This window comes from Terrabacter sp. MAHUQ-38 (assembly GCF_014518425.1).
Taxonomy (GTDB): Bacteria; Actinomycetota; Actinomycetes; order Actinomycetales; family Dermatophilaceae; genus Terrabacter.
Genome location: NZ_JACVCU010000004.1, coordinates 352,059 through 373,515, shown reverse-complemented (window position 1 = coordinate 373,515; position 21,457 = coordinate 352,059). Strand labels below are relative to the sequence as shown.

Below are 21,457 nucleotides of genomic sequence, written 5' to 3'. Positions count from 1 at the left end.
AACCACCTCGAGCACGCCACCCACAGCGATCTGGACGTCCGTGAGGACGCGACCCCGATCCACGCTGCGGACCGGCCCGACGCCGCCTGGTGGCGGCACGCCGTCATCTACCAGATCTACCCGCGGTCGTGGGCCGACGCGGACGGCGACGGCATCGGCGACCTCCCCGGGATCACGTCACGCCTGAGCCACCTGCGCGAGCTCGGCGTCGACGCCGTCTGGCTCTCGCCCTTCTACACCTCACCCCAGGCGGATGCGGGCTACGACGTCGCCGACTACCGCGACGTCGACCCGCTCTTCGGCACCCTCGCCGACGCCGACGCGATGATCGCCCGCGCTCACGAGCTCGGCCTCAAGGTCATCGTCGACATGGTGCCCAACCACTCGTCCGACGAGCACGTCTGGTTCCAGGCGGCGCTCGCGGACGGTCCCGGCTCGGCGGCGCGCGAGCGCTACCTGTTCCGTGAGGGCCGCGGCGAGCACGGCGAGCTGCCCCCGAACAACTGGGAGTCCGTGTTCGGCGGTGCCGCGTGGACGCGCGTCACCGAGGCCGACGGCCGTCCGGGCCAGTGGTACCTGCATCTCTTCGACCCCAAGCAGCCCGACTTCAACTGGGAGCACCCCGAGGTGCGTGCCGAGTTCGAGTCCGTCCTGCGGTTCTGGCTCGACCGCGGCGTCGACGGCTTCCGCGTCGACGTCGCGCACGGCCTCATCAAGGAGCAGGGCCTGCCCGACACCGAGGAGGAGCGGACCGTCATGCTCGGCCACGCCGAGCACGACGTGGTCGACGGCAGCGCCGTCGGGGAAGTCGCCGCTGCCGCCGGCGACAAGCCGCGCATCGACCACACGAAGCGCAGCCCGATGTGGGACCAGGACGGTGTCCACGAGGTCTACCGCACCTGGCGCACGATCCTCGAGTCCTACGGCACGCCCGACCGCATCCTGTGCGCCGAGGCGTGGGTCGAGCCGCAGGAGCGCGCCGTCAAGTACGTCCGTCACGACGAGATGCACCAGGCGTTCAACTTCGACTTCCTGACCGCCGCGTGGACCGCCGAGGACCTGCGGGCCGTCATCACGTCGTCGCTCGAGGCGGCCGACTCGGTCGGCGCGCCGTCGACGTGGGTCCTGTCGAACCACGACGTCGTGCGCCACGCCACGCGCCTCGGCTTCGCGCCGGGCACACCGCGCATGAACGGCATCTCGGCCACCGACCCCCAGCCCGACCGCGCCCTCGGCCTGCGCCGGGCCCGCGCGGCGACGGCGCTCATGCTGGCGCTGCCGGGCGGTGCCTACATCTACCAGGGCGAGGAGCTCGGCCTGCCCGACTCGACCGACATGCCGGCGCAGTTCCGCCAGGACCCGACGTTCGCGCGCACCGCGGGCGCAGAGACCGGCCGCGACGGCTGCCGCGTCCCGATGCCGTGGTCTGCCGACGCGCCTTCGCTGGGCTTCGGCCCGGGCGAGCGCACGTGGCTCCCGCAGCCCGACGTGTACGCGGACTATGCCGTCGACCGCCAGGTCGGTGTGCCCGGCTCGACGCTCGAGCTCTACCGCTCTCTCCTTTCGACCCGTCGAGAGCTCGGGCTGGGCCGGGGCTCGCTGAGCTGGGTCGAGGGGTATGCCGACGACGTCGTGGCGCTGACCAACGGCTCGTCCCAGCGTGAGCGGGTGCTCGTCGTGACCAACTTCGGTGCGGCCCCGGTGGCCCTTCCCGACGGCGCCGAGGTGCTCGTCTCGTCGGCGCCGCTCATGGACGGCCGGGTCCCGACGGACACAACCGTGTGGGCGTCCTGGGCCTGAGCCCCGACCCGCCGCGCCGCACCGACCGGCGGCACCACCGTGAGGCTCCGTCCCGTTGGGGACGGGGCCTCACGGCATACCCGGAGCTGTGGATGACGCCGGAGGTGCGCCGCCGGTGTCTCCTACGGTCGGGGCATGACGCGCTACGTCCTCGACACCGACGGGGTGACCCGTGCGCGGCTCACGCTCGCCGACGACCCCGCACAGCTGCGGGAGTGCGCGTCCGTCGTCGCCGCCACGACCGCGGCCGCCATGAGTGCCGTCGGGCCGGAGGGCAGCTACGTGCACACGGCGTTGGAGCGCTTCCGGATGGTCCACTGCCGCGCGCTCGACGCGGTGGCCGACGCTGCCAGTGCCCTCGGTGACCGGCTCGACCAGTCGACCGTCGAGGCCCGGTCGGTCGAGCTCTTCGTCACCACCGCGCTCGCGGAGGCCGCGACCGAGCTGCCCGCAGGCATGAGCGGTTCGAGCGACGCGGGTAGTCCGTGATTCGTGTCCACGACGTCGTCCGTGGGTCTTCGGACGTACCGGGAGACGTGGCCCTCCCGTCTCCCGGCGGCAGCCCTGCCGAGCTGCGCTCCGCCGCGAGGTCGCTCGAGTGCGAGGCCGCTCGTGCCCGGTCGACGACGACCGTCGGAGGCACGCTGGGGTCTCGCCTCGGCGCAGTGTGGACCGGCGCCGCAGCGACCGCGGCCCGGTCCGAGGCGGACGAGCTGGGCCGCCGCTCGCGGGGCGTCGTCGACGCCCTCACGACCACCGCGCGGTCTCTCCTGTCGTATGCCGCGGCGCTCGACCACGCGGTCGGCCGCACTCGTGCACTCCAGCGCCAGTGGGACGCGCTCGACGCGGAGCACGCACTGGCCGCGAGGCGTCTCGTGGGCGCGACCGACCCGACGGGCGTCGTGCGGGTGCTGGGACTCGAACGCGCCCACGTCGAGCGGGCGGCGGCGCGGGCACGGCTGAGCCGCTGTCACGCCGGCGTGCTCGACGAGCTCCGGGCCGTTGCGAAGCGGTGCGCCCACGTGGTGGCGGGCGTCACGGACGCCACCCTTCCCAGCACCGCCCCCGCGACGCCGGCGAACGTCCGCGACGCCGTGACCGGAAGCCTGTGGTTTGCCGACGGGGTCGTGTCGGCACGGGCCTCCCGGACGGCCGCCCTCGACGACGCGGCTCTCGTCCGTCGGGCGCTGCAGGCGGTCGAGGCGGGCGACATCGGCGGCTGGGACCGCAGGGCCGATGACGTCGCCATTGCGCAGATCGTCCACCAGGTGCGCGACCACGCGGACGACCCTGTCTATGCCCAGACGCTGCTCACCGAGCTCGGCGGCGACGGCCTCTCACGGCTGCTCATGGGTGCCGGGGTGGCGGGCGGCTCGACGACGGGCGCGCACGTCGACACGGTGCGCAACCTGCTCGGGGCCTTCGGGTCCCTCGTGGTGACAGGCGCCCGCCACACGGTGCCGGTGGGCACCGACCCGCGCACCAGGGCTCAGCTGGCCTCCGGCGCTGCGCTGCTCGCCGACGACCTCGTCGCCGGTGCCGCGCGGGTCCACGCGGACGCGTCCGGACGGGATGGCGCCACGGGTGCGTGGCTGCTCGGTCAGCTCCTGTCGGGAGCCCGCGCCACCGGCGACGACAGACGGCTCCCCGCTCGACTGGTGCGACGTGCAGCGGCTGCGGCAGCCGCGGCCGAGATCGCCGAGACGCGCGACGCCGACCTCGAGCTGCGGCACGGCACGACGTTGCGGCCCGACGCAGAGGCTGCCTTCGCGTCGTGGTTCGACGACGCGGCCGGCACCGGCGACGCGCTGCACGTGCTGTTGTCGGAGGTGGGGGACCACCCCGCCGAGCAGGCCGCCGTGCTGGCCGAACCACTCCCTGGCTCGTCGTCCGCGGGTGGGGCGCTCGCGAACGCCCGCGGTGACCGGCTCACCCTCGGCGAGCACCTCGTCCGACGCTGGATCACGTTGGAGGCCACCGGGATCGAGAGCCACCCCGACCTGCGCCTGGCCACCGACGGGGACCTGCAGCGACTGCTGCCCAGCATCTCGTGCGCGACGACGGCGGACGCTGCGGAGACCCGGGCGCGCGTCATGCTCGAGCTGTCGCGCTCGAGCTCGCTCGCGATGGCCGAGGCGTCGACGACGCGCCTCTACACCCGCGCCACCGCCCCGGTTGAAGGCCTCGTCGTCGAGTGGTTCTCCGCGATGCGGGCCAACGTCGACCGGGCGCTGGTCGTCCCGTCGTTCGGCCGGCGGACCGGCTATGCCGCCGAGACCGGCGTGGGCCTCCAGCCTGCACTGGATGCCGACGAGCTGAGCGGCGTCATCGCAGCCCTCACGATCGACACGGGAATGGGCCTGCACGCCAAGGATCCCGGCGCGGGCTATGTCCGCCTCGTCGAGAGCGAGATCGCGTGGGCCGAGAGGTCCGTGGCGCACGGGCGTGACGTGGCGGTCGACGTTGCCCGCCTCGGGTTCCTCGACCAGTCGGCATCCGCGGCACTCGTTGCGGTCGCCCACCGCCAGGACGAGCTCAACCGAGCAGCGCTGCAGGGCGCAGCTGAGGCCAAGAACGTCATCGAGGAAATCCGCAAGGGCGGCCCAGTGGGCCTGATGTCGACGGCCCAGACCTACGTCACGGCAGGGACGTCACGCACCGCGGGCGACGACCTCGTCATTACCCTCGTCCGCTCCAACGTCGAGCTCGCCCAGACGGAGCGTGACGATGCGCGACACGCCGCCTTGGTCGCGCGCATCGAGGCGTTCACCGGTCGGAGACCCTCTGGCGTTCGTGCCTCGATGGAGACCGGCGCGGGACGCGCACGCGCCGTCCCGGCAGCGGATGCGCTGCGCGCGGCCCGCGATGCCGAGATCCGTGCGGCTTGGGAGGCCTATCGCGACAGCGCGGTCCACAGATGCTCGACGAGGGCCAGAGTCGTGATCGCAGAAGGGTCCACGACCACCGGTTGGGAGTCCAGGCGCCCCGGACTCCGACCGAGGCCGCCGAGAGCATCCGACGAGCAGAGCCCACCGGTTCCGCCCTCAAAGGCGACCCTTGGCACCGGTCGGGAGGCTGAGTAACGGTTCGTCCTTCGTCCTGCCCGCTGACTTCGTCGCCGCACGGGTCGCCCTTCGCCCGGCGGAGCTGGCCCACGGCTTCCGTTCCGGCTACCTGGATGAGCAGGGCGTCGTCCAGCTCGCAGAACACGCCATCGAGTCGGGGGCGCCGACGCTGCCGTCCATCGAAGAGCTGGGGCTGCTCCTCTCCGAGGAATACGGGCGGGTGCCCGAGCTCGTGACCGAGATGGAGGAGTCGGATCCCTCCGCCCCCTCCGAGCAGACGAACGTCTGGCTGTACCTCGTCCTCGCATGGATCTACGACCACCGAGACGAGTTCGCAGACCCCCTGGCCGAGATCGAGACGGTCCATGCCGACTTCGACTACCCGGAGGGGATCGAGGGTCTCGTGGGGTACCTCCCCGCTGCGCCGGGTCAACCTTCAGGACCGGGTGCCGTTGAGGCGCGCTGGAAGGCTTTCCTGGACAGACAGGGCACCCACTACGCGAGGCGCGCAGTCCTCGACTGACATTCGTGCCCTGCTCATGAGCTGCGCGATGCCGACGTGGTGGATGCGGCCCAAGGGTTCGGCTCTCGGCGGGACCGCTCGACCCGGGCGCGCCCGGTTGGGGCTGCCGACTACCCTCGGCGTCATGGTGACCTCGCGGCGCTACCTCGACCGGACGCCGGTGGCGCTGGCCCACCGTGGCGGGGCGCTCTACGGACCGAACGTGGGGCTCGAGAACACCATGACCGCGTTCGGCAACGCCGTTGCTCTCGGCTACACGCACCTCGAGACCGACGTGCACGTGACGCGCGACGGGCAGCTGGTCGCCTTCCATGACACCGTGCTCGACCGCGTGAGCAACACCCGAGGCCGCATCCGCGACCTTCCGTGGTCCGAGGTCGAGCACGCCGTGATCGGCGAGGTCGAGCACGTCCCGCTGCTGACCGACGTGCTCGATGCCTGGCCCCAGGTGAACCTCAACATCGACCTCAAGGCGCCCGGCACCGCCGCGCCGCTGTGGCGCCTCATCGAGGAGCGTGGCCTGCACGACCAGGTCTGCGTCGGCTCCTTCTCCCAACGCAACATCTCCCAGTTCCGACGCCTCTCACACGGCACCGTGGCAACCGCGGCCACTCAGGCCGGGACGGCGCTCGCCCGCTTCGGGCCCGGCTGGGTGACAGCGATCGTGCGCACCCCGGCGGACGTCTTCCAGGTGCCGGCCGCGCTGCCCGTGCGCGGGCGCAGCTTGCCCGTCGTGACCCCGGCCCTCGTGGATGTGGCCCATCGCCACGGCAAGCAGGTCCACGTGTGGACGATCGACGACGCCGAAGAGATGAGGCGCCTGCTCGACCTCGGGGTCGACGGGCTCGTGAGCGACCGCATCGACGTGCTCAAGGACGTGCTCGTCGAGCGCGGCCAGTGGACGGGGCGCGGCTGAACGGCTCGCCCTGCGAGCGCGACCGCCCTCGGCCCTGACGGCATACGCCGGTCGGGACGCTCAGCGGACGAGGACGTGACCTCGGGCGGTGCTGAGACGGGTCCACCGGCCGTGCGCCGTGATGGACGCCGACTCTCCCGGGATCGTGAAGCCGAGGACGTGCGCCCCGAAGGCCAACCCGGCCGCGATCGGCGGCACCGTCTCGCTCATGGCACCCCACACACGGCGCCGCAACGCGTCCACCGCGTGGCCGCCGGCAGCCTCGGGTGTTCCGACGGCGACGTCCGAGATCCCTTGCCGCGCAATTTGGTCCACCACTTCGCCGTCGAGCTGACCAACCGGTTCCCAGCCGTCGCGAGGCGGCGTGAGCCCGCTCCACGGCGCACGCACGGTGGTCGGCGGGATGCTCAGCACCGAACCGGCGCCCTCGCGCGCCAGCCGATCTGCCAGTGATGCGAAGGACACGGTCGTGTCCAGGGAGCCCGTCGGTTCGACGGCCACGACCCGCATGCCGAGGACGGTGCCTTCACCCATGAGGCCGGTGCCCTCGATGACCGCGACGGTCGTCATGAGCAGGCGGCCGAGCACCTGCAGGCGAACGGCCCCGTCGGGGTTGGCGCGACGTGCGCGGCCGAGGTACGTGCCGAGGTCGGCGAGCCCGCGGGGGTCACCGAAGTCGACGGTCGGCGTGACCGTCACCGGCGCCGCCTCCGGAAGGGCGCGGGGGCCCCGACGTGCAGCTGTAGGGACGCACGCTCCTCCGGACGCATGCGTCGCGGTGCCGCGCCGGCAAAGTCGTACAGCGCGAGCTCGGTCTCGGCGACGGCGTAGACGCTGCGCCCTCCGGCGGCGTCGACGCCGTCGGGATCCGTGACGATGTAGGCGACGTCGAAGCCCGCCCCGCCGACGCGCGAGACCCACATCTGGATCTCCACCGGCTCGTGCCGGAAGCCCAAGGGCCGGCGGTACTCGATCTCGTGCCGCGACACGAGCACACCCTCGTCGAGCAGCGACTTGTCGCCCGCTCCCCCGCCGTCGAACCAGTCCCGGAACGCGATGACGCGCGCGTCCTCGAGCAACCGGAGGAACTGCACGTTGTTGATGTGGGCGTACGCGTCCATGTCGGACCAGCGCAGCGCCACCTGCGCGGCGTACGGCGTGCCGGTGGCCTCCGTCGTCCCGCTCATGGGTTCGCTCATGGCCCCATCCTTCCAGCCACGGCCGGAGGCGGTCGTCCACATCCCCCTGCGTGGACGCGTACGTCGTCCACGGCCGGGGTATGCCGGATGGCCCCGTCGGTGCGGCCCCGTAGGTTGGTGCCCATGTCGACCTCCCCCGCCGCCCCAGCAGCAGCCGATGTCGACCCCGGTCTGCGCGAGAGGGCCACGACGGCCTTGCGCCGACTCGTCGGGCGCGACGACGTCGACTTCCGCGACGGGCAGCTCGAGGCGATCAACGAGCTCGTGACCGGGCGCCGCCGCGTACTCGTCGTGCAGCGCACCGGATGGGGCAAGTCGGCGGTCTACTTCGTCGCGACGACGCTGCGCCGTGCGGAGGGCGCCGGACCGACCGTCATCGTCAGTCCCCTCCTGGCGCTGATGCGCGACCAGATCGCCGCGGCCGAGCGGGCCGGCATCCGTGCCGTGACGCTCAACTCGACCAACGCCGACGAGTGGGGCGCAGTCTCGGGTGCGCTGGCCCGCGGCGAGGTCGACGTCCTGCTCGTCAGCCCGGAGCGGCTCAACAACCCCCGCTTCCGCGACGAGCAGCTACCCGCGCTCGCGGAGTCGTGCGGCCTGCTCGTCGTCGACGAGGCGCACTGCATCAGCGACTGGGGCCACGACTTCCGGCCCGACTACCGACGCATCCGCGACCTGCTGACGACCCTTCCCGAGCGCACCCCGGTGCTCGCGACCACCGCGACGGCCAACGCGCGCGTCGTCACAGACGTCGTCGAACAGCTCGGAGCCGGAGGACGTGACGTCCTGACCCTGCGCGGTGCGCTCGCGCGCGCGTCCCTGCGGCTCGGCGTGCTGCCGCTCTCGGCCCCCGAGCAGCGCCTCGCCTGGCTCATCGCCCACCTCGGTGAGCTGCCGGGGTCCGGCATCGTCTACGCGCTCACGGTCGCCGCGGCCGAGGACGTCGCCGTCGCGCTCCGCGAGGCGGGTCACGAGGTCGCCTCCTACACCGGTCGCACCGAGCCTGCCGAGCGCATCCGTCTCGAGGAGGCGCTGCGCGACAACCGGGTGAAGGCTCTCGTCGCCACGTCCGCGCTCGGCATGGGCTTCGACAAGCCCGACCTCGGTTTCGTGCTCCACCTCGGGGCGCCGTCGTCGCCGGTCGCCTACTACCAGCAGGTCGGTCGGGCGGGCCGCGCCACCGACCGCGCGGACGTGCTGCTCATGCCCGGCCCCGAGGACAAGGACATCTGGCGCTACTTCGCCTCGGCGTCGATGCCGCGCCAGGACCAGGCGGACGCGGTGGTCCGTGCCCTGTCCGAGTCGCCCAAGCCGCTGTCCACCATCGCCCTCGAGTCGATCGTCGACGTCCGTCGCACCCGCCTCGAGCTGCTCCTCAAGGTCCTCGACGTCGATGGCGCCGTGCATCGCGTGCCGGGCGGGTGGACCGCCACCGGCGAGCCGTGGACGTACGACGCCGAGCGCTACGGGCGGGTCACCGAGGCCCGTGAGCGCGAGCAGCAGCTCATGGTCGACTACGAGCGCACCGACGGCTGCCGCATGGCGTTCCTCCAGGAGTGCCTCGACGACGACTCAGCCGAGGCCTGCGGACGGTGCGACCGCTGCGCCGGCCCGTGGTTCGACACGACGATTCCCGAGGCCGCGGTCAACACGGCACGCTCGCGGCTCGAGCGGCCCGGGGTCGTGCTCGAGCCGCGCGCCCAGTGGCCCACCGGCATGGACCGGCTCGGTGTCCCGGTCAGAGGCAAGATCGCGCCATCCGTCGCCATGAGCGAGGGGCGCGCCGTCGCCCGCCTCAGCGACCTCGGGTGGGGTCAGCGCCTGCGGGAACTGCTCCGCGGAGAAGACCGTGAGGTGCCGGCCGAAGTCGTCCGTGCCTGCGTCGACGTGCTCGCCGGGTGGGGGTGGGCGGAGCGCCCAGCGGCCATCGTGTCGGTGCCGTCGCGCCGCCGCCCCCAGCTCGTCGGGTCGCTCGCCACCGGCCTCGGCCAGCTGGGCCGGCTGCCCTACCTCGGCGCGCTCGACCTCGTCGAAGGAGGTCCGGCCGGCGAGCCGGGCGGCAACAGCGCGTTCCGTCTGGCCAACGTCTGGGGCCGGCTCGCGGTCGGCTCCGGGCTCTCGGCGTCGCTCGCGGGCATCCCTGGCCCCGTGCTCCTCGTCGATGACGTCAGCGACTCGAGGTGGACCCTCACGGTCTGCGCCGGGCTCCTGCGCGAGGCCGGCGCCCCGGCCGTGCTCCCGATGGCCCTCGCGCTTGAGGCGTGACGCACACCGCTGCCGAGGACAGGCGCGCAGGCCGGGAGGCTAGGGTCGACCTGTGAGTGCCGACGCCGCCTTCGAACCGCACCCGCTGCCCCCGCTCGAGGACCTCCTCGAGGTGCTGGCCCTCAAGGACGTCGGCACCGCCCAGATCGCCGTCACCGACGTCCTCGGCCGCGACGCCGCCGAGTCGATCGGTGCGACGTCCGCACGCGTCTTCGAGGGCCGCAGCCAGAAGATGCCGCACGGGCGGGTGTTCGGCGGGCAGGTGCTCGCCCAGTGCGTCATGGCGGCGGGCATCACGGTGCGCGACGTCAACGACGGCGACGGCCCTCGGCCCATCCACTCGCTCCACGGCTACTTCATGCGACCGGGCGATGACACCCTGCCGATCCGGTTCGCGGTCGAGGAGATGCGCGACGGCAACTCCTTCTCCACGCGCCGGGTCCACGCCGTGCAGAAGGGCGCGCCGATCATGTCGATGGTCTGCTCGTTCCAGGAGCGCGCCGGCGGCCTCGACCATCAGGACGCCATGCCCGAGGTCACCGGCCCAGAAGGGCTTACCTCGCTCGCCGACGCGTTCCGCGGCATCGACCACCCCGGCGCACGGCACATCGCCGAGGCCCGGCCCATCGAGCTGCGACCGGTCGAGAGCAACATCTTCCTCGACGCCGGGTCCGAGCAGGTCGCGACGAACCACGTGTGGATGCGGGCCATCGGCGAGCTACCGGACGACCCGCTGCTGCACGCCGCCGTGCTCGCTTACTCGAGCGACTACTCGCTGCTCGAACCCGTGCTCCGGCGCCACGGTCTCGTCTGGACCGACCGCCGACTGCGCGTCGCGAGCCTCGACCACTCGATGTGGTTCCACCGCGACGTCCGCGCGGACGAGTGGCTGCTCTACGCCCAGCAGTCGCCGTCGGCGACCAGCGGCCGCGGACTGTCGATCGGCGAGATCTTCAGCCAGGACGGCGCGCTCGTCGCGACGACGGCGCAAGAGGGCATGGTCCGCGTCAAGGAGAGCTGACCGGGCTGGACCCGGCAGACGCCGCTGTCGGTCAGACCGTGCGGACGACGGCGACGTCGTGGCCGTCCAGACCGACGCCGTGGCCGTCGACGACCGGGGAACGGCCCCACGAGGCCAGCACGTGACCGACCTCGCCCTCGAACGGCACGACCTGGGCACGCCCGGCGAAGTTGACGACGACGTGGACGGCACCCCGCGACAGGATGAGCCACTGCGCGGCCTCGTCGAAGGTCACCGACGTCTCGCGCAGGTCGCCCGACGCGACGTCGGCCTGGGTACGGCGCACGCGGATCAGCTCGCGGTAGAAGTGCAGCATCTCGATGTGGCCGGGCGCCGTCGGCTCGCGCCAGTCGAGGACGCTGCCGGCGCGCGTCGCCGGGTCCTGCGGGTCGGGCACGTCTGCCTCGTCCCAGCCGTGTGCCGCGAACTCGGCGCGACGTCCCGACCGCACCGCGTCGGCGAGCCGCTCCTCCTCGAACGAGGTGAAGAACATGAACGGGGTGCTCGCGCGCCACTCCTCCCCCATGAAGACCATCGCCGTGTACGGCGACAGCAGGTAGAGGGCCGCCCCGACGGCCTGCTGCCCGGGCGAGACCTGGTCGCTGATCCGGTCACCGGTGGCCCGGTTGCCCACCTGGTCGTGCGTCTGGAGGTAGGCGAGGAACTCGTGGCCCGACCGGGCCTCGGGGTCCACGCGCGCCCCCCAGGTCGTCCCACGGAAGGTCGACATGCGCCCGTCGTGGAGGAACGCCTCGGTCAGCGTCTTGGCCAGCACCGAGATCGGACCGCCGTCAGGCCAGGCCCCGGTGCCGCCCGCGAAGTCGGCGTAGTAGCCCTGGGTCTCCCCCGTGAGCGCGACATGAAGGGCATGGTGGATGTCGTCGTCCCACTGTGCGCTCATGCCGCGACCACCGTGCGAGGTGGGCGTCACCATGACCGGGTCGTTCAGGTCGCTCTCCGCGACGAGGTCCAGAGGGCGACCCACTTCCACTGCGAGAGAAGCCGTTTCGTCCGACAGCTGCGCGAGCACGTGGCGGTCCGAGCTGTCATGCAGCTCGTGCACGGCGTCGAGCCGCAGCGCGTCGACGTGGAAGTCGCGGAACCAGCGCAACGCGTTGTCGACGACCCAGCGACGCACCTCGTGGGACCCGGCGGCGTCGAGGTTGACGGCCGGCCCCCACGGCGTGGTGTGGCTCTGGGTGAAGTAGGGACCGAACTCGGCGAGGTAGTTCCCCGTCGGGCCGAGATGGTTGTAGACCACGTCGAGGCAGACCGCGAGGCCGCGTCCGTGGCAGGCGTCGACGAAGCGCTGGAAGGCGGCGGGGCCTCCGTAGGCCTGCTGCACGGCATACGGCGCGACACCGTCATAGCCCCAGCCGTGCGTGCCACCGAAGGCGGCGACGGGCATGACCTCGACGACGTCGGCGCCGAGCTCGACGAGGTGGTCCAGGTGGGCGATCGCCGCGTCGAAGGTGCCGTCGGGCGTGAACGTGCCGATGTGCAGCTCGTAGACGACGCCACCGGGCAGGCCGCGCCCGTCCCGGGTCCCCGGCCAGGCGTCGTCACCCCACACGTGTGCCGCGGCGTCGAACGTGCGACTCGGCCCGTGCACGCCGTAGGGCTGCCAGGCGCTGCGAGGGTCTGGTCGCGGGTCACCGCCATCGAGGCTGAACGAGTAGTCGAGCGGAGTCGTGACCCCGGACGGCGGGGTCCACGCCCACCAGCCGCCGTCCTCGACGCTCATGGCGTGCCGCTCGGGCTTCGCGTGCGGTTCCGCACCGGTCAGCGGGCTGACGAGCACGTCGACGGCGGCGGCTTCCGGCGCCCAGACTCGGATGGGGTCTGTGGTCATGCGTCGTCCCGTACCCGGACCAGCAGTGCCACCGGCAGACCACCGCGTCCCGTCTCAGCATGGCCGTCGGGCTGGCGAGCGCCGACGAGGTCGGCGATCCGGGTCGGCCCCCCGACGAAGGTCCGCGGGGACATGACGTCGTACCACGGTCCCTGCGGCAGCTCGACCGTCGCGTCGCCGAAGCCCCCGGCGTCGGCCAGCTGACCGGCGAGCCGGGTCACGACGGTGACGACGTCGACACCTTCCGCTGTCCCGCGGCCGAACGCGACGGCGTGCTCGGAGGTCGTCGCCAGCGGCACGTAGGTGGCGTGCTCGCCGGTGAAGCATGCGGGCCGCTCTCGGCGGGTGCGCAAGGCTGCCGTCGTGACGAGCAGCTTCTCGTCGGACAGGTCCGTCGGGGCAGCGCCGCCGTCGAGGCGCGCCAGCCGCGCGCGCCGCTCGTCGTAGTCGACGAGACGCCGGTTGTCGGGGTCGACGAGCGAGAGGTCGACGAGGTCCGTGCCCTGGTAGACGTCGGGGACGCCGGGCATGGTCAGCTGGACGAGCTTCTGGCCCAGCACGTTGGCCCGCGTCTCGACCCGGGTGCTGCCGAGCCACGCCTCGATGTGCGCCACGACCTCCGGAGACGACACCACGCCCGACAGGAACCGCGCCACGGCGGCCTCGTAGGGCTGGTTGGGCTCGGTCCAGCGTGTGTGCAGCTTGGACTCGCGGATCGCCTTGAGCGCATAGGCCTGCAACCGCTCGTCGCTGATCGGCCAGGCGCCGACGACGGTCTGCCAGAGGAAGTACTCCGTGAGCACGTCGAGCTCGGCCGCCCGCACCGGAGCGGCGAGGTCGCGAGCCGTGCGGACCCACCCGCCCCACGTCTCCGGTCGCTCGGCGAGGACGAACAACCGGGCCCGCACGTCCTCCGCCCGCTTGGTGTCGTGGGTCGAGAGGGTCGTCATCGACTGCGGCCAGCTCTCGAGATGGTTCTGCGCGAACTGGTGGAAGTCCTCGGTCGCGAGTCCCACCCGGCGCGGGTCACCTCCGACCTCGTTGAGCCCGACGAGCCGGACGTAGCGGTAGAAGGCGGTGTCCTCGACCGCCTTCGCCATCGCGGGGCCGCACGTCTGCTGGAACCGCACGACGAACTCGTCGCGCGCCTCGGTGTCGGCGACCTGGCCCTCGCCGAGCGCCAGGTCGACCAGCCCCTCGACGCAGGCCCGGTCGAGGGCCTCGTAGCGCGTGCCCGCACCCTCGCGTGCGGCCACCTCGAGCGGCTCGGCCTCCGGGCCACGGCGCGGGTGGCCGGGCCGGACGTAGACGCGGTAGCGGTCCATCCCGACGAGCATCGCCTCGAGCACCTCGCGTGCGGCCGCCTGGTCGAGGTCGGGCCGCGCCCGCGCGACGAGCCGCATGAGCCGGTTGACCTCGGTGGCGAGCATGACCTGCACCACCCAGCGCTTCGACTCCGTGACGATCGCGTCGAGGTCCTGCCGGTCGCCGAGCAGCTCGGCCGAGAGGTCGTCCAGGGCCCCCGCGCCCGAAGGATCGACGAACAGCCCTCCGATGCGCAGCAGCGCGTCGTAGCCGGTCGTCCCCGCGGTGCGCCACGTGCGCGGCAGGGGCTCGTCCCCCTCGAGGATCTTCTCGACGACCACCCAGGTGTCGCCGGTCGCCTCGGCGAGCTGCTCGAGGTAGCCCGCGGGGTCGGCGAGACCGTCCGGGTGGTCGATCCGCAGGCCGTCGATCTCCCCGGCCCGGATGCGGCCCACGAGCACGGCGTGCGTCGCGTCGAAGACGGCGGGGTCCTCGACGCGCACCGCGATGAGCGAGGTCACGTCGAAGAACCGCCGGTAGTTCAGCTCCGAGTCGCCGGTGGTCCAGGAGGCGAGGCGGTAGTGCTGCGCGTCGAGGAGCTCGCCCAGCGGCATTCGGCCGTCGGTGCCCGGCGCGAGCGGGAAGACGTGGTCGTAGTAGCGCACGACCGGCTCCCCGGCGTGCTCGGCGAGGCTGATCTCTCCCCCGGCCAGCACCTCGTCGAGCGGCGCCCCGAGCACGGGCATGAGGATGCGCCCACCCTGGGCGTCCCAGTCGACGTCGAACCACGACGCGTACGCCGACTCCCGGCCCTCGCGCAGCACGGACCACAGCGGCTGGTTGAGCGAGAAGGGGGTAGGGGTCGTCATGTGGTTCGGCACGACGTCGACGACGACGCCGAGCCCCGCCGCCCGAGCAGCGGACACGAGCCGGTCGAACGCCGGCTCGCCGCCGAGACCTTCGGCGATCCTGCTGTGGTCGATGACGTCGTACCCGTGCTTCGAGCCCGGCGTCGCCTGGAGCACCGGCGAGAGATAGAGGTGGGTGACGCCGAGCGCGGCGAGGTGGTCGACCTGCGCGACCGCGTCGTCGAGGGTGAAGTCCGGCTCGAGCTGGAGCCGGTGCGTCGACACGGGCGCGCTGGCGTACCTCACGCGGTGGCCTCCTCCGTGATTCCGGGGACGATGGGCGAGACGACCTCGCGCGGGCACCGCAGCACGACGATGCTGCGCGGCTGCACCTGGATCTGCCACGTCGGGTCGAGGGGGTTGGGCTCGACCTCGTGCAGCGCCGTGTCGATGACCGGGATCCACTCGGCGCCGTACTCCTCGTCGGGGAGCGTGAAGGTCAGCGCCTCGCTGTAGGCGTTGAAGATCACGAGGAACGAGTCCCCGAAGATCTGCTGGCCGCGAGGGTCGGGCTCGGGGATGGCAGAGCCGTTGAGGAAGACCATGAGCGACTTTGCCAGGGTGTTGCTCCATGCCTGGTCGTCCATGTGCTCGGCTTCGGGCGTGAACCACGCGATGTCACCGAGCTCGCTCTCGCCGCCATGAGCGGGGCTGCCGGCGAAGAAGCGCCGGCGGCGGAACACCGCGTGCTCGCGGCGCAGCTTCACGAGCGACTGCGTGAAGGTCAGCAGCTTCTGGTCGTCCTCGTCGAGGACCCACTGGATCCACGAGATGTCGTTGTCCTGGCAGTAGCCGTTGTTGTTGCCGCCCTGCGTGCGGCCGAGCTCGTCACCGTGCAGCAGCATCGGCACGCCCTGCGAGAGGAGCAGCGTCGCGAGGAAGTTGCGCCGCTGCCGCAGCCGCAGCTCGCGGATGTCAGGGTCGTTGGTCGGGCCCTCGACGCCGCAGTTCCACGAGCGGTTGTGGCTCTCGCCGTCGTTGTTTCCCTCGCCGTTGGCCTCGTTGTGCTTCTCGTTGTAGGACACGAGGTCGCGCAGCGTGAAGCCGTCGTGAGCCGTGACGAAGTTGATCGACGCGATCGGCTTGCGCCCCGAGTGCTCGTAGAGGTCGCTGGATCCCGTGAAGCGAGAAGCGAACTCGCCGAGCGAGCCACCCTCGCCGCGCCAGAAGTCGCGCACCGTGTCACGGAACTTGCCGTTCCACTCGGTCCACAGCGGCGGGAAGTTGCCGACCTGGTACCCGCCCTCGCCCACGTCCCACGGCTCGGCGATGAGCTTGACCTGGCTGACGACGGGGTCCTGCTGGATGAGGTCGAAGAACGCCGACAGCTTGTCGACCTCGTGGAACTGCCGGGCGAGCGTCGCGGCGAGGTCGAAGCGGAAGCCGTCGACGTGCATCTCCGTCACCCAGTAACGCAGCGAGTCCATGATCAGCTGCAGCACGTGCGGGCTGCGCATGAGGAGGCTGTTGCCGGTACCCGTCGTGTCGTAGTAGTGGCTGAGGTCGTCGCTGACGAGGCGGTAGTAGCTGTTGTTGTCGAGCCCGCGGAACGCGAGCGTCGGGCCCATGTGGTTGCCCTCGGCCGTGTGGTTGTAGACGACGTCGAGGATGACCTCGATGCCCGCTGCGTGCAGTGCGCGCACCATCCCCTTGAACTCCAGCACCTGCTGCCCGCGCTGCCCCCCTGCGGCGTAGCCGTTGTGCGGGGCGAGGAAGCCGATGGTGTTGTAGCCCCAGTAGTTCGACAGGCCACGCTCGATGAGCGGTGCGTCCTGGACGAACTGGTGCACCGGCATCAGCTCGATCGCGGTGATGCCCAGGTCATGCAGGTGGGTGATCATCGCCGGGTGCGCGATCCCCGCGTACGTGCCGCGGATCTCCTCGGGGATCTCGGGGTGCAGCATCGTCAGGCCCTTGACGTGGGCCTCGTAGATGACGGTCTCGTGGTACTCGTGACGCGGTGGGCGGTCGTCGCCCCAGTCGAAGAACGGGTTGATGACGACCGAGTGCATCGTGTGGCGGACGTTGTCCTCGGTGTTGATCTTCGTCGTCGTCGCGGCCTTGGGGTCGCCGAACGTGTACGAGTACAGCGACTGGTCGTTCTCGGCCTGGCCGTCGATCGCCTTGGCGTAGGGGTCGAGGAGGAACTTGCTCGGGTTGCAGCGGTGCCCGTTGTCCGGCTCGTAGGGCCCGTGCACCCGGAAGCCGTAGCGCTGGCCGGGCTGCACGTACGGCACGTAGCCGTGCCACACGAACCCGTCGACCTCGGGCAGGTCGAGGCGCGTCTCGTTCAGGTCGTCGTCGACGAGGCACAGCTCGATGCGCTCGGCAACCTCCGAGAAGACGGCGAAGTTGACTCCCGTGCCGTCGTAGGTGGCGCCCAGAGGGTAGGGCTTGCCGGGCCAGATCTCCATGGAGCTTCTTCCGTCGTCGGTCGCGGCACCGGGCCGCGGCGCCACGGCGTGGCGACGTGCGGACGACTGTGGCCGCTCGCCGCATTCTTCCCTGCCCCGCCCTCTCGGGCGCAACACGGGTCGTATGCCGGTCGGCCCGCCGCGTGCCTCGGTGAACGGTGCCTCCGCACCCGTACCCGCTCACGGCGTGGCCGGGACGGACCGGTCCGGGAACGCGGAGACGGTCACCCGACTCCCCTTAGCCGTCGAGTGGCCGCTCCCCACGGGCTCAGCTCGCGCGACCCTGCTTCCAGTAGCCCATGAAGGCGACCTGGTGCCGCGGCATGCCGCCCTCGCCCACGAGGAGGCGGCGGCAGGCCTTGACCGTGTCGGAGTCTCCGGCAACCCACGCGTACGTGTCCTCGGGGCCGAGCTGAGCGGCCGCGTCGTGCTCCGTCACCTCGGCGCCGGACGAGCTGTAGGCGGGCGTCTCCCACACGTCCTCGTCGAGGTCGGCGGCGAGGCCGAGCGACGGCAGGTCGGCGGCGTTGCGACCGTCCGTGTCGGGGCGCAGGCACTCGCGCAGGAGCGCGATCGTCTGCTCACCGCGCGGCCGGTCACCGCGCGCGAGCCAGTGTGCCTCGATGCCGGCGGGGAAGCGCACGTCGAGGAAGTCGGTGGCGTCGGGCACCTCGATGACCGCAACGCCCTGCGTGCCGTCGGGCAGCGTCTCGATGATGGAGGCGAGCGCTGGCAGGGCCGTCTCGTCGGCGACGAGCACGATCCGCCGGGCCGAGCCCGGCGAGAACTCGATGCCGCCGAAGCCTCGCTCGTGCCCGCGCCGCGGGGCGAGCAGCCCGATCTCGTCGCCGACGGTGGCGTTCGCCGCCCAGGTTCCGGCGGGCCCGGCTGCGGACCCTCCGTGGTCGTCCGGGCCGTGCAGGACGAAGTCGACGACGAGCTGGCGGTCCTCCCGCTCCCCCTCGACCGCTCGGGCCGTGTAGGTGCGCACGTGCCCGCGCTCCTCCTCGGGCAGGGCGAGCCACCCGGCATACCAGTCGTCGGGGTCGATGCGGTAGGTCGGCACGGGGTGTCCGGGCGGGGAAACGACCAGCTTGACGCGCTGGTCGAGCGTCGGTCCCTCGGGGCCGAGGTGCTCGAACCCTTCGCCGCCCAGGCGGATCCGCACGAACGACGGGCTGAGACGCTCGACGCGGCGCACCACGGCGGTCAGCAGCAGGACGGGGTTGACGGCAGTGGTGGTCATGGAGTGGCTCCGGTCTGCTCGCGGGTGGAGGTCGGGACGACGAGCGGTGAGCCCGTCACGGGGTCGGTGATGACACGGCTGCCCAGACCGAAGACCCGCGCGACGAAGTCCTCGTCGACGAGGTCGGCCGGTGCACCGCTGCCGACGAGCCGCCCGTCGCGCATGGCGACGACGTGGTCGGCGTAGCGCGCCGCGAGGTTGAGGTCGTGCAGCACCATGACGACCGTCGTGCCCTTGGTGCGGTTGAGGTCGCGCAGCAGGTCGAGGACGTCGATCTGGTGTGCGACGTCCAGGTACGTCGTCGGCTCGTCGAGCAGGACGATCTCGGTCTGCTGCGCGAGCGTCAGCGCGATCCAGACGCGTTGGCGTTGCCCACCGGAGAGCTCCTCGACATGTCGCTCGGCGAGCTCGACCGTGCCGGTGGCGCGCATGGCCTCCATGACGGCCGCGTCGTCGGCGGCCGACCACCGGCGCACGTGCGTGTGGTGCGGGTGGCGTCCGCGGCCGACGAGGTCGACGACGGTGATGCCCTCGGGCAGCGGCGGGCTCTGGGGCAGCAGGGCCACCCGGCGCGCGAACTCCTTCGGCCGGAGTGCCCAGACGTCGTCGTCGGCGTCGGTCGAGCTCAGGTGGACGTGGCCCTCCGTGGGCCGGAGCAGCCGTGAGAGGCCACGCAGGACCGTCGACTTGCCGCAGCCGTTGGGTCCGACGACGACCGTCACCTTGCCTGCGGGTACATCGAGGTCGAGGCCCTCGACGACGCGCCGGCCGTCGTAGGAGAGGATGAGGCCGCGAGCGCGCAGTGCCGGCGCGTCCCGCCCCGGAGTGCCGCTACGGCGCTGGGGCGCCGGCCCGGACGTCGAGTCGTGGGCCTGGGCCGCATGGGCCACCTCGAGGGCGTGGGCCGCCTCGGCGGCGATGGTGGCGGGGCGCAGGGTCGTGGAGCTCATGTCACGCCTTTCCGGCTCGGCCCGCGGCGATGATGACCGCGATCATGAGGGGGGCGCCGAGGGCACCCGTGACGACGCCGACCGGGAGGTTGACGTCGGGGATGAGGTAGTCGCCGGCGAAGTCGGAGACGACGACGACGACGGCCCCGACGAGCGCGGCCGCCCACAGGGACGGGCGGCCGCCACAGAGGCGCCGGGCGATGGGGCCGGCGAGGAACGCGACGAACGCGATCGGACCCGTGGCGCTCGTGGCAACGGCCGCGAGCGCGACGGCGACGACGAGCCCGAGGCGGGCGCGGCCGGCCGGCGCCCCGAGCGTCGTCGCCAGGTCGTCGCCCAGCTCGGCGAGCCGCATCCAGCGGGCGCACACCGCGAGGAGCGGCGCGAGCACGAGCACGGCCGCGGTGAGCAGCCCGATGACGGGCCAGGTGGCCCGTGCGAGGCTGCCGGTGAGCCACACGAGGGCGGCCTGCGCGTCCTGGATCGAAGTGCGCGTCATGACGAACTGGATGACGCTCGAGAGCAGGGCGGCGATGCCGATGCCCACGAGCACCATGCGTCGGCCGGCGAGGAGCGTGCCCCGGCCCACCGCATACATGAGCAGGCTCACGGCGAGCGCCCCGGCCAGCGCGGCGGCGGGCAGCCAGATGCCTTGCGCGTCGAGGAAGGTGAGCGCGATGACGGCTGCAGCAGAGGCACCGAGGCTGATGCCGATGATGTCGGGGCTCGCGAGCGGGTTGCGCAGCGTCGTCTGGAACATCGCCCCGGACGCGCCGAAGGCCATGCCGGCGATCGCGCCGACGAGGGCGCGGGGAAGCTTGGCCTCCATGACGATGAACGAGGCGCCCGGGGCGTTGGGCAGCGTGTCACCGCGGAGGATCGGCACGAGGTCGGCGAGCGCGACGACGTAGTCGCCGAGCAGGACGCGGACGAGCACGGCCCCGAGTGTTGCGACGGCCAGCCCGGCGATCACGAGCCGGACGCGGCGGAGCGGCCGGCGCCGGGCGCGGACGACGCGCACGAGGTCATCGATGTCGGCGGATGCCGGGCCGGCCGCGGAAGCGGGGCCGGGGCGCCGGGCAAGGTCGGTGGTCACAGGCTCGCCATCCGTCCCCGGCGCACGAGCACGACGAAGAAGGGAACGCCGACGACCGCGGTCATGATGCCGGCCTGGACCTCGCTCGGGTGGGCGACGAGGCGGCCGACGACGTCGGCGGCGAGCAGGAGCGTCGGCCCTGCGACGAGGCACACCGGGATGATCCGGCGGTGGTCCGGTCCGACGACGAAGCGCGCCACGTGCGGCACGACGAGCCCGAGGAACCCGATCGGTCCTGCGAGGGCGGTCGAGGCACCACACAGCACGGCCACGCCTACGGCCACGGTGGCGCGGGCGAGGGCGACGTTCTCGCCGAGCCCGCGGGCGAGGTCGTCACCGAGCGCGAGGGCGTTGAGCTGACGGACGGCGAGCAGCACCACGACGAGCCCGACGACGAAGAACGGCAGCACCGTGCCGACGAGGTCGAGTCCGCGACCACCGATGGTGCCGACCTGCCAGAAGCGGAACGAGTCGAACGACTGCTTGCTCGAGACGAGCAGACCCGAGGACCAGCTCGCGAGGCCGGCCGTGACGGCGGCACCCGCGAGCGTGAGGCGAAGCGGAGTCACGCCGCCCCCGGCGAGGCCGGCGAGGGCGTGGACGAGCACGGCCGCGAGGGCTGCATCGCGGCGCCGGCGACGGCCAGAGCCGCGCCGACGAGAAGGCCTACCGCGGTCCGGGCCAGGCGGGCCTCGATGATGCCGCGGTCGGCCACGCCCTCGCCGTGCCCCATGAGCACCTGGATGATGTCGCCCGCGCCGATCGCCTTGGATCCCAGGGTGATCGAGGCTACGAGTGCTGCGACCAGCAGGGCGAGGAGGGCCGTGGTGAGCAACGGAGAGCGTCGACGCGCAGCCCCGCCCCGCCGCTGCAGGTTCATCCCGACGACCGCACGGG

Annotated in this window: 15 protein-coding genes and 1 pseudogene; 7 read left to right on the top strand and 9 right to left on the bottom strand. The window is 72.3% G+C overall.

Annotated elements, in window-relative coordinates; genetic code table 11:
* Nucleotides 1–30 precede the first annotated feature (30 nt).
* The 5 genes from H9I49_RS16840 to H9I49_RS16820 all read left to right on the top strand — a co-directional run bounded on the left by H9I49_RS16840 (nt 31) and on the right by H9I49_RS16820 (nt 6,304).
* Nucleotides 31–1,800, top strand: a complete 1,770-nt coding sequence (locus H9I49_RS16840; protein ID WP_223128874.1) for an alpha-amylase family glycosyl hydrolase — start codon at nt 31–33, stop codon at nt 1,798–1,800.
* A gap of 135 nt (nt 1,801–1,935) precedes the next feature.
* Nucleotides 1,936–2,289, top strand: a complete 354-nt coding sequence (locus tag H9I49_RS16835; RefSeq protein ID WP_188031538.1) for a hypothetical protein — start codon at nt 1,936–1,938, stop codon at nt 2,287–2,289.
* Between the two features lie 47 nt (nt 2,290–2,336).
* Complete coding sequence (locus tag H9I49_RS16830; RefSeq protein WP_188031537.1) at nt 2,337–4,883, top strand: hypothetical protein; 2,547 nt, start codon at nt 2,337–2,339, stop codon at nt 4,881–4,883.
* Nucleotides 4,858–5,388, top strand: coding sequence for a DUF2247 family protein (locus tag H9I49_RS16825; RefSeq protein ID WP_188031536.1), 531 nt, complete (start codon nt 4,858–4,860; stop codon nt 5,386–5,388). The genes H9I49_RS16830 and H9I49_RS16825 overlap by 26 nt, the downstream gene beginning before the upstream one ends.
* Before the next feature lie 124 nt (nt 5,389–5,512).
* Entirely contained in the window at nt 5,513–6,304 is a 792-nt protein-coding gene (locus H9I49_RS16820) for a glycerophosphodiester phosphodiesterase family protein (protein ID WP_188031535.1), read from the top strand.
* A gap of 60 nt (nt 6,305–6,364) precedes the next feature.
* Here the strand turns inward: H9I49_RS16820 and H9I49_RS16815 are convergent, their stop codons facing one another.
* The gene (locus H9I49_RS16815) at nt 6,365–7,003 is read right to left on the bottom strand and encodes a hypothetical protein (protein WP_188031534.1); all 639 of its coding nucleotides are present in this window, start codon (nt 7,001–7,003) and stop codon (nt 6,365–6,367) included.
* Nucleotides 7,000–7,503, bottom strand: coding sequence for a thioesterase family protein (locus H9I49_RS16810; protein WP_188031533.1), 504 nt, complete (start codon nt 7,501–7,503; stop codon nt 7,000–7,002). Before H9I49_RS16810 ends, H9I49_RS16815 begins: the two co-directional genes overlap by 4 nt.
* 123 nt (nt 7,504–7,626) lie before the next feature.
* Here H9I49_RS16810 and H9I49_RS16805 point away from each other — a divergent pair, with 123 nt between their 5' ends.
* Both H9I49_RS16805 and H9I49_RS16800 read left to right on the top strand, forming a co-directional pair.
* Nucleotides 7,627–9,768 (top strand): ATP-dependent DNA helicase RecQ, encoded by a 2,142-nt coding sequence (locus H9I49_RS16805; RefSeq protein ID WP_188031532.1) that lies wholly within the window; start codon nt 7,627–7,629, stop codon nt 9,766–9,768.
* Nucleotides 9,769–9,820: 52 nt separating this feature from the next.
* Nucleotides 9,821–10,789 carry an acyl-CoA thioesterase II gene (locus H9I49_RS16800; RefSeq protein WP_188031531.1) on the top strand — a complete coding sequence of 323 codons (969 nt, stop codon included), beginning with the start codon at nt 9,821–9,823 and terminating at the stop codon, nt 10,787–10,789.
* 31 nt (nt 10,790–10,820) lie between these two features.
* Here the strand turns inward: H9I49_RS16800 and treZ are convergent, their stop codons facing one another.
* The 7 genes and pseudogenes from treZ to H9I49_RS16765 all read right to left on the bottom strand — a co-directional run bounded on the left by treZ (nt 10,821) and on the right by H9I49_RS16765 (nt 21,440).
* Nucleotides 10,821–12,641 carry a malto-oligosyltrehalose trehalohydrolase gene (treZ, locus tag H9I49_RS16795; RefSeq protein ID WP_188031530.1) on the bottom strand — a complete coding sequence of 607 codons (1,821 nt, stop codon included), beginning with the start codon at nt 12,639–12,641 and terminating at the stop codon, nt 10,821–10,823.
* Nucleotides 12,638–15,100 (bottom strand): malto-oligosyltrehalose synthase, encoded by a 2,463-nt coding sequence (gene treY, locus H9I49_RS16790; RefSeq protein WP_188031529.1) that lies wholly within the window; start codon nt 15,098–15,100, stop codon nt 12,638–12,640. Before treY ends, treZ begins: the two co-directional genes overlap by 4 nt.
* The gene (glgX, locus tag H9I49_RS16785) at nt 15,097–17,268 is read right to left on the bottom strand and encodes a glycogen debranching protein GlgX (protein ID WP_188031528.1); all 2,172 of its coding nucleotides are present in this window, start codon (nt 17,266–17,268) and stop codon (nt 15,097–15,099) included. The genes treY and glgX overlap by 4 nt, the downstream gene beginning before the upstream one ends.
* Before the next feature lie 268 nt (nt 17,269–17,536).
* A complete protein-coding gene (locus H9I49_RS16780) occupies nt 17,537–18,514 on the bottom strand; it encodes a siderophore-interacting protein (RefSeq protein WP_188031527.1) in 978 nt (325 codons plus the stop codon).
* A complete protein-coding gene (locus tag H9I49_RS16775) occupies nt 18,511–19,464 on the bottom strand; it encodes an ABC transporter ATP-binding protein (RefSeq protein WP_188031526.1) in 954 nt (317 codons plus the stop codon). Before H9I49_RS16775 ends, H9I49_RS16780 begins: the two co-directional genes overlap by 4 nt.
* A 1-nt stretch (nt 19,465) precedes the next feature.
* Nucleotides 19,466–20,560 carry an iron ABC transporter permease gene (locus tag H9I49_RS16770; protein WP_188031525.1) on the bottom strand — a complete coding sequence of 365 codons (1,095 nt, stop codon included), beginning with the start codon at nt 20,558–20,560 and terminating at the stop codon, nt 19,466–19,468.
* Nucleotides 20,557–21,440 (bottom strand): annotated as a pseudogene (locus H9I49_RS16765) (FecCD family ABC transporter permease). Before H9I49_RS16765 ends, H9I49_RS16770 begins: the two are co-directional and overlap by 4 nt.
* Nucleotides 21,441–21,457: the final 17 nt, after the last annotated feature.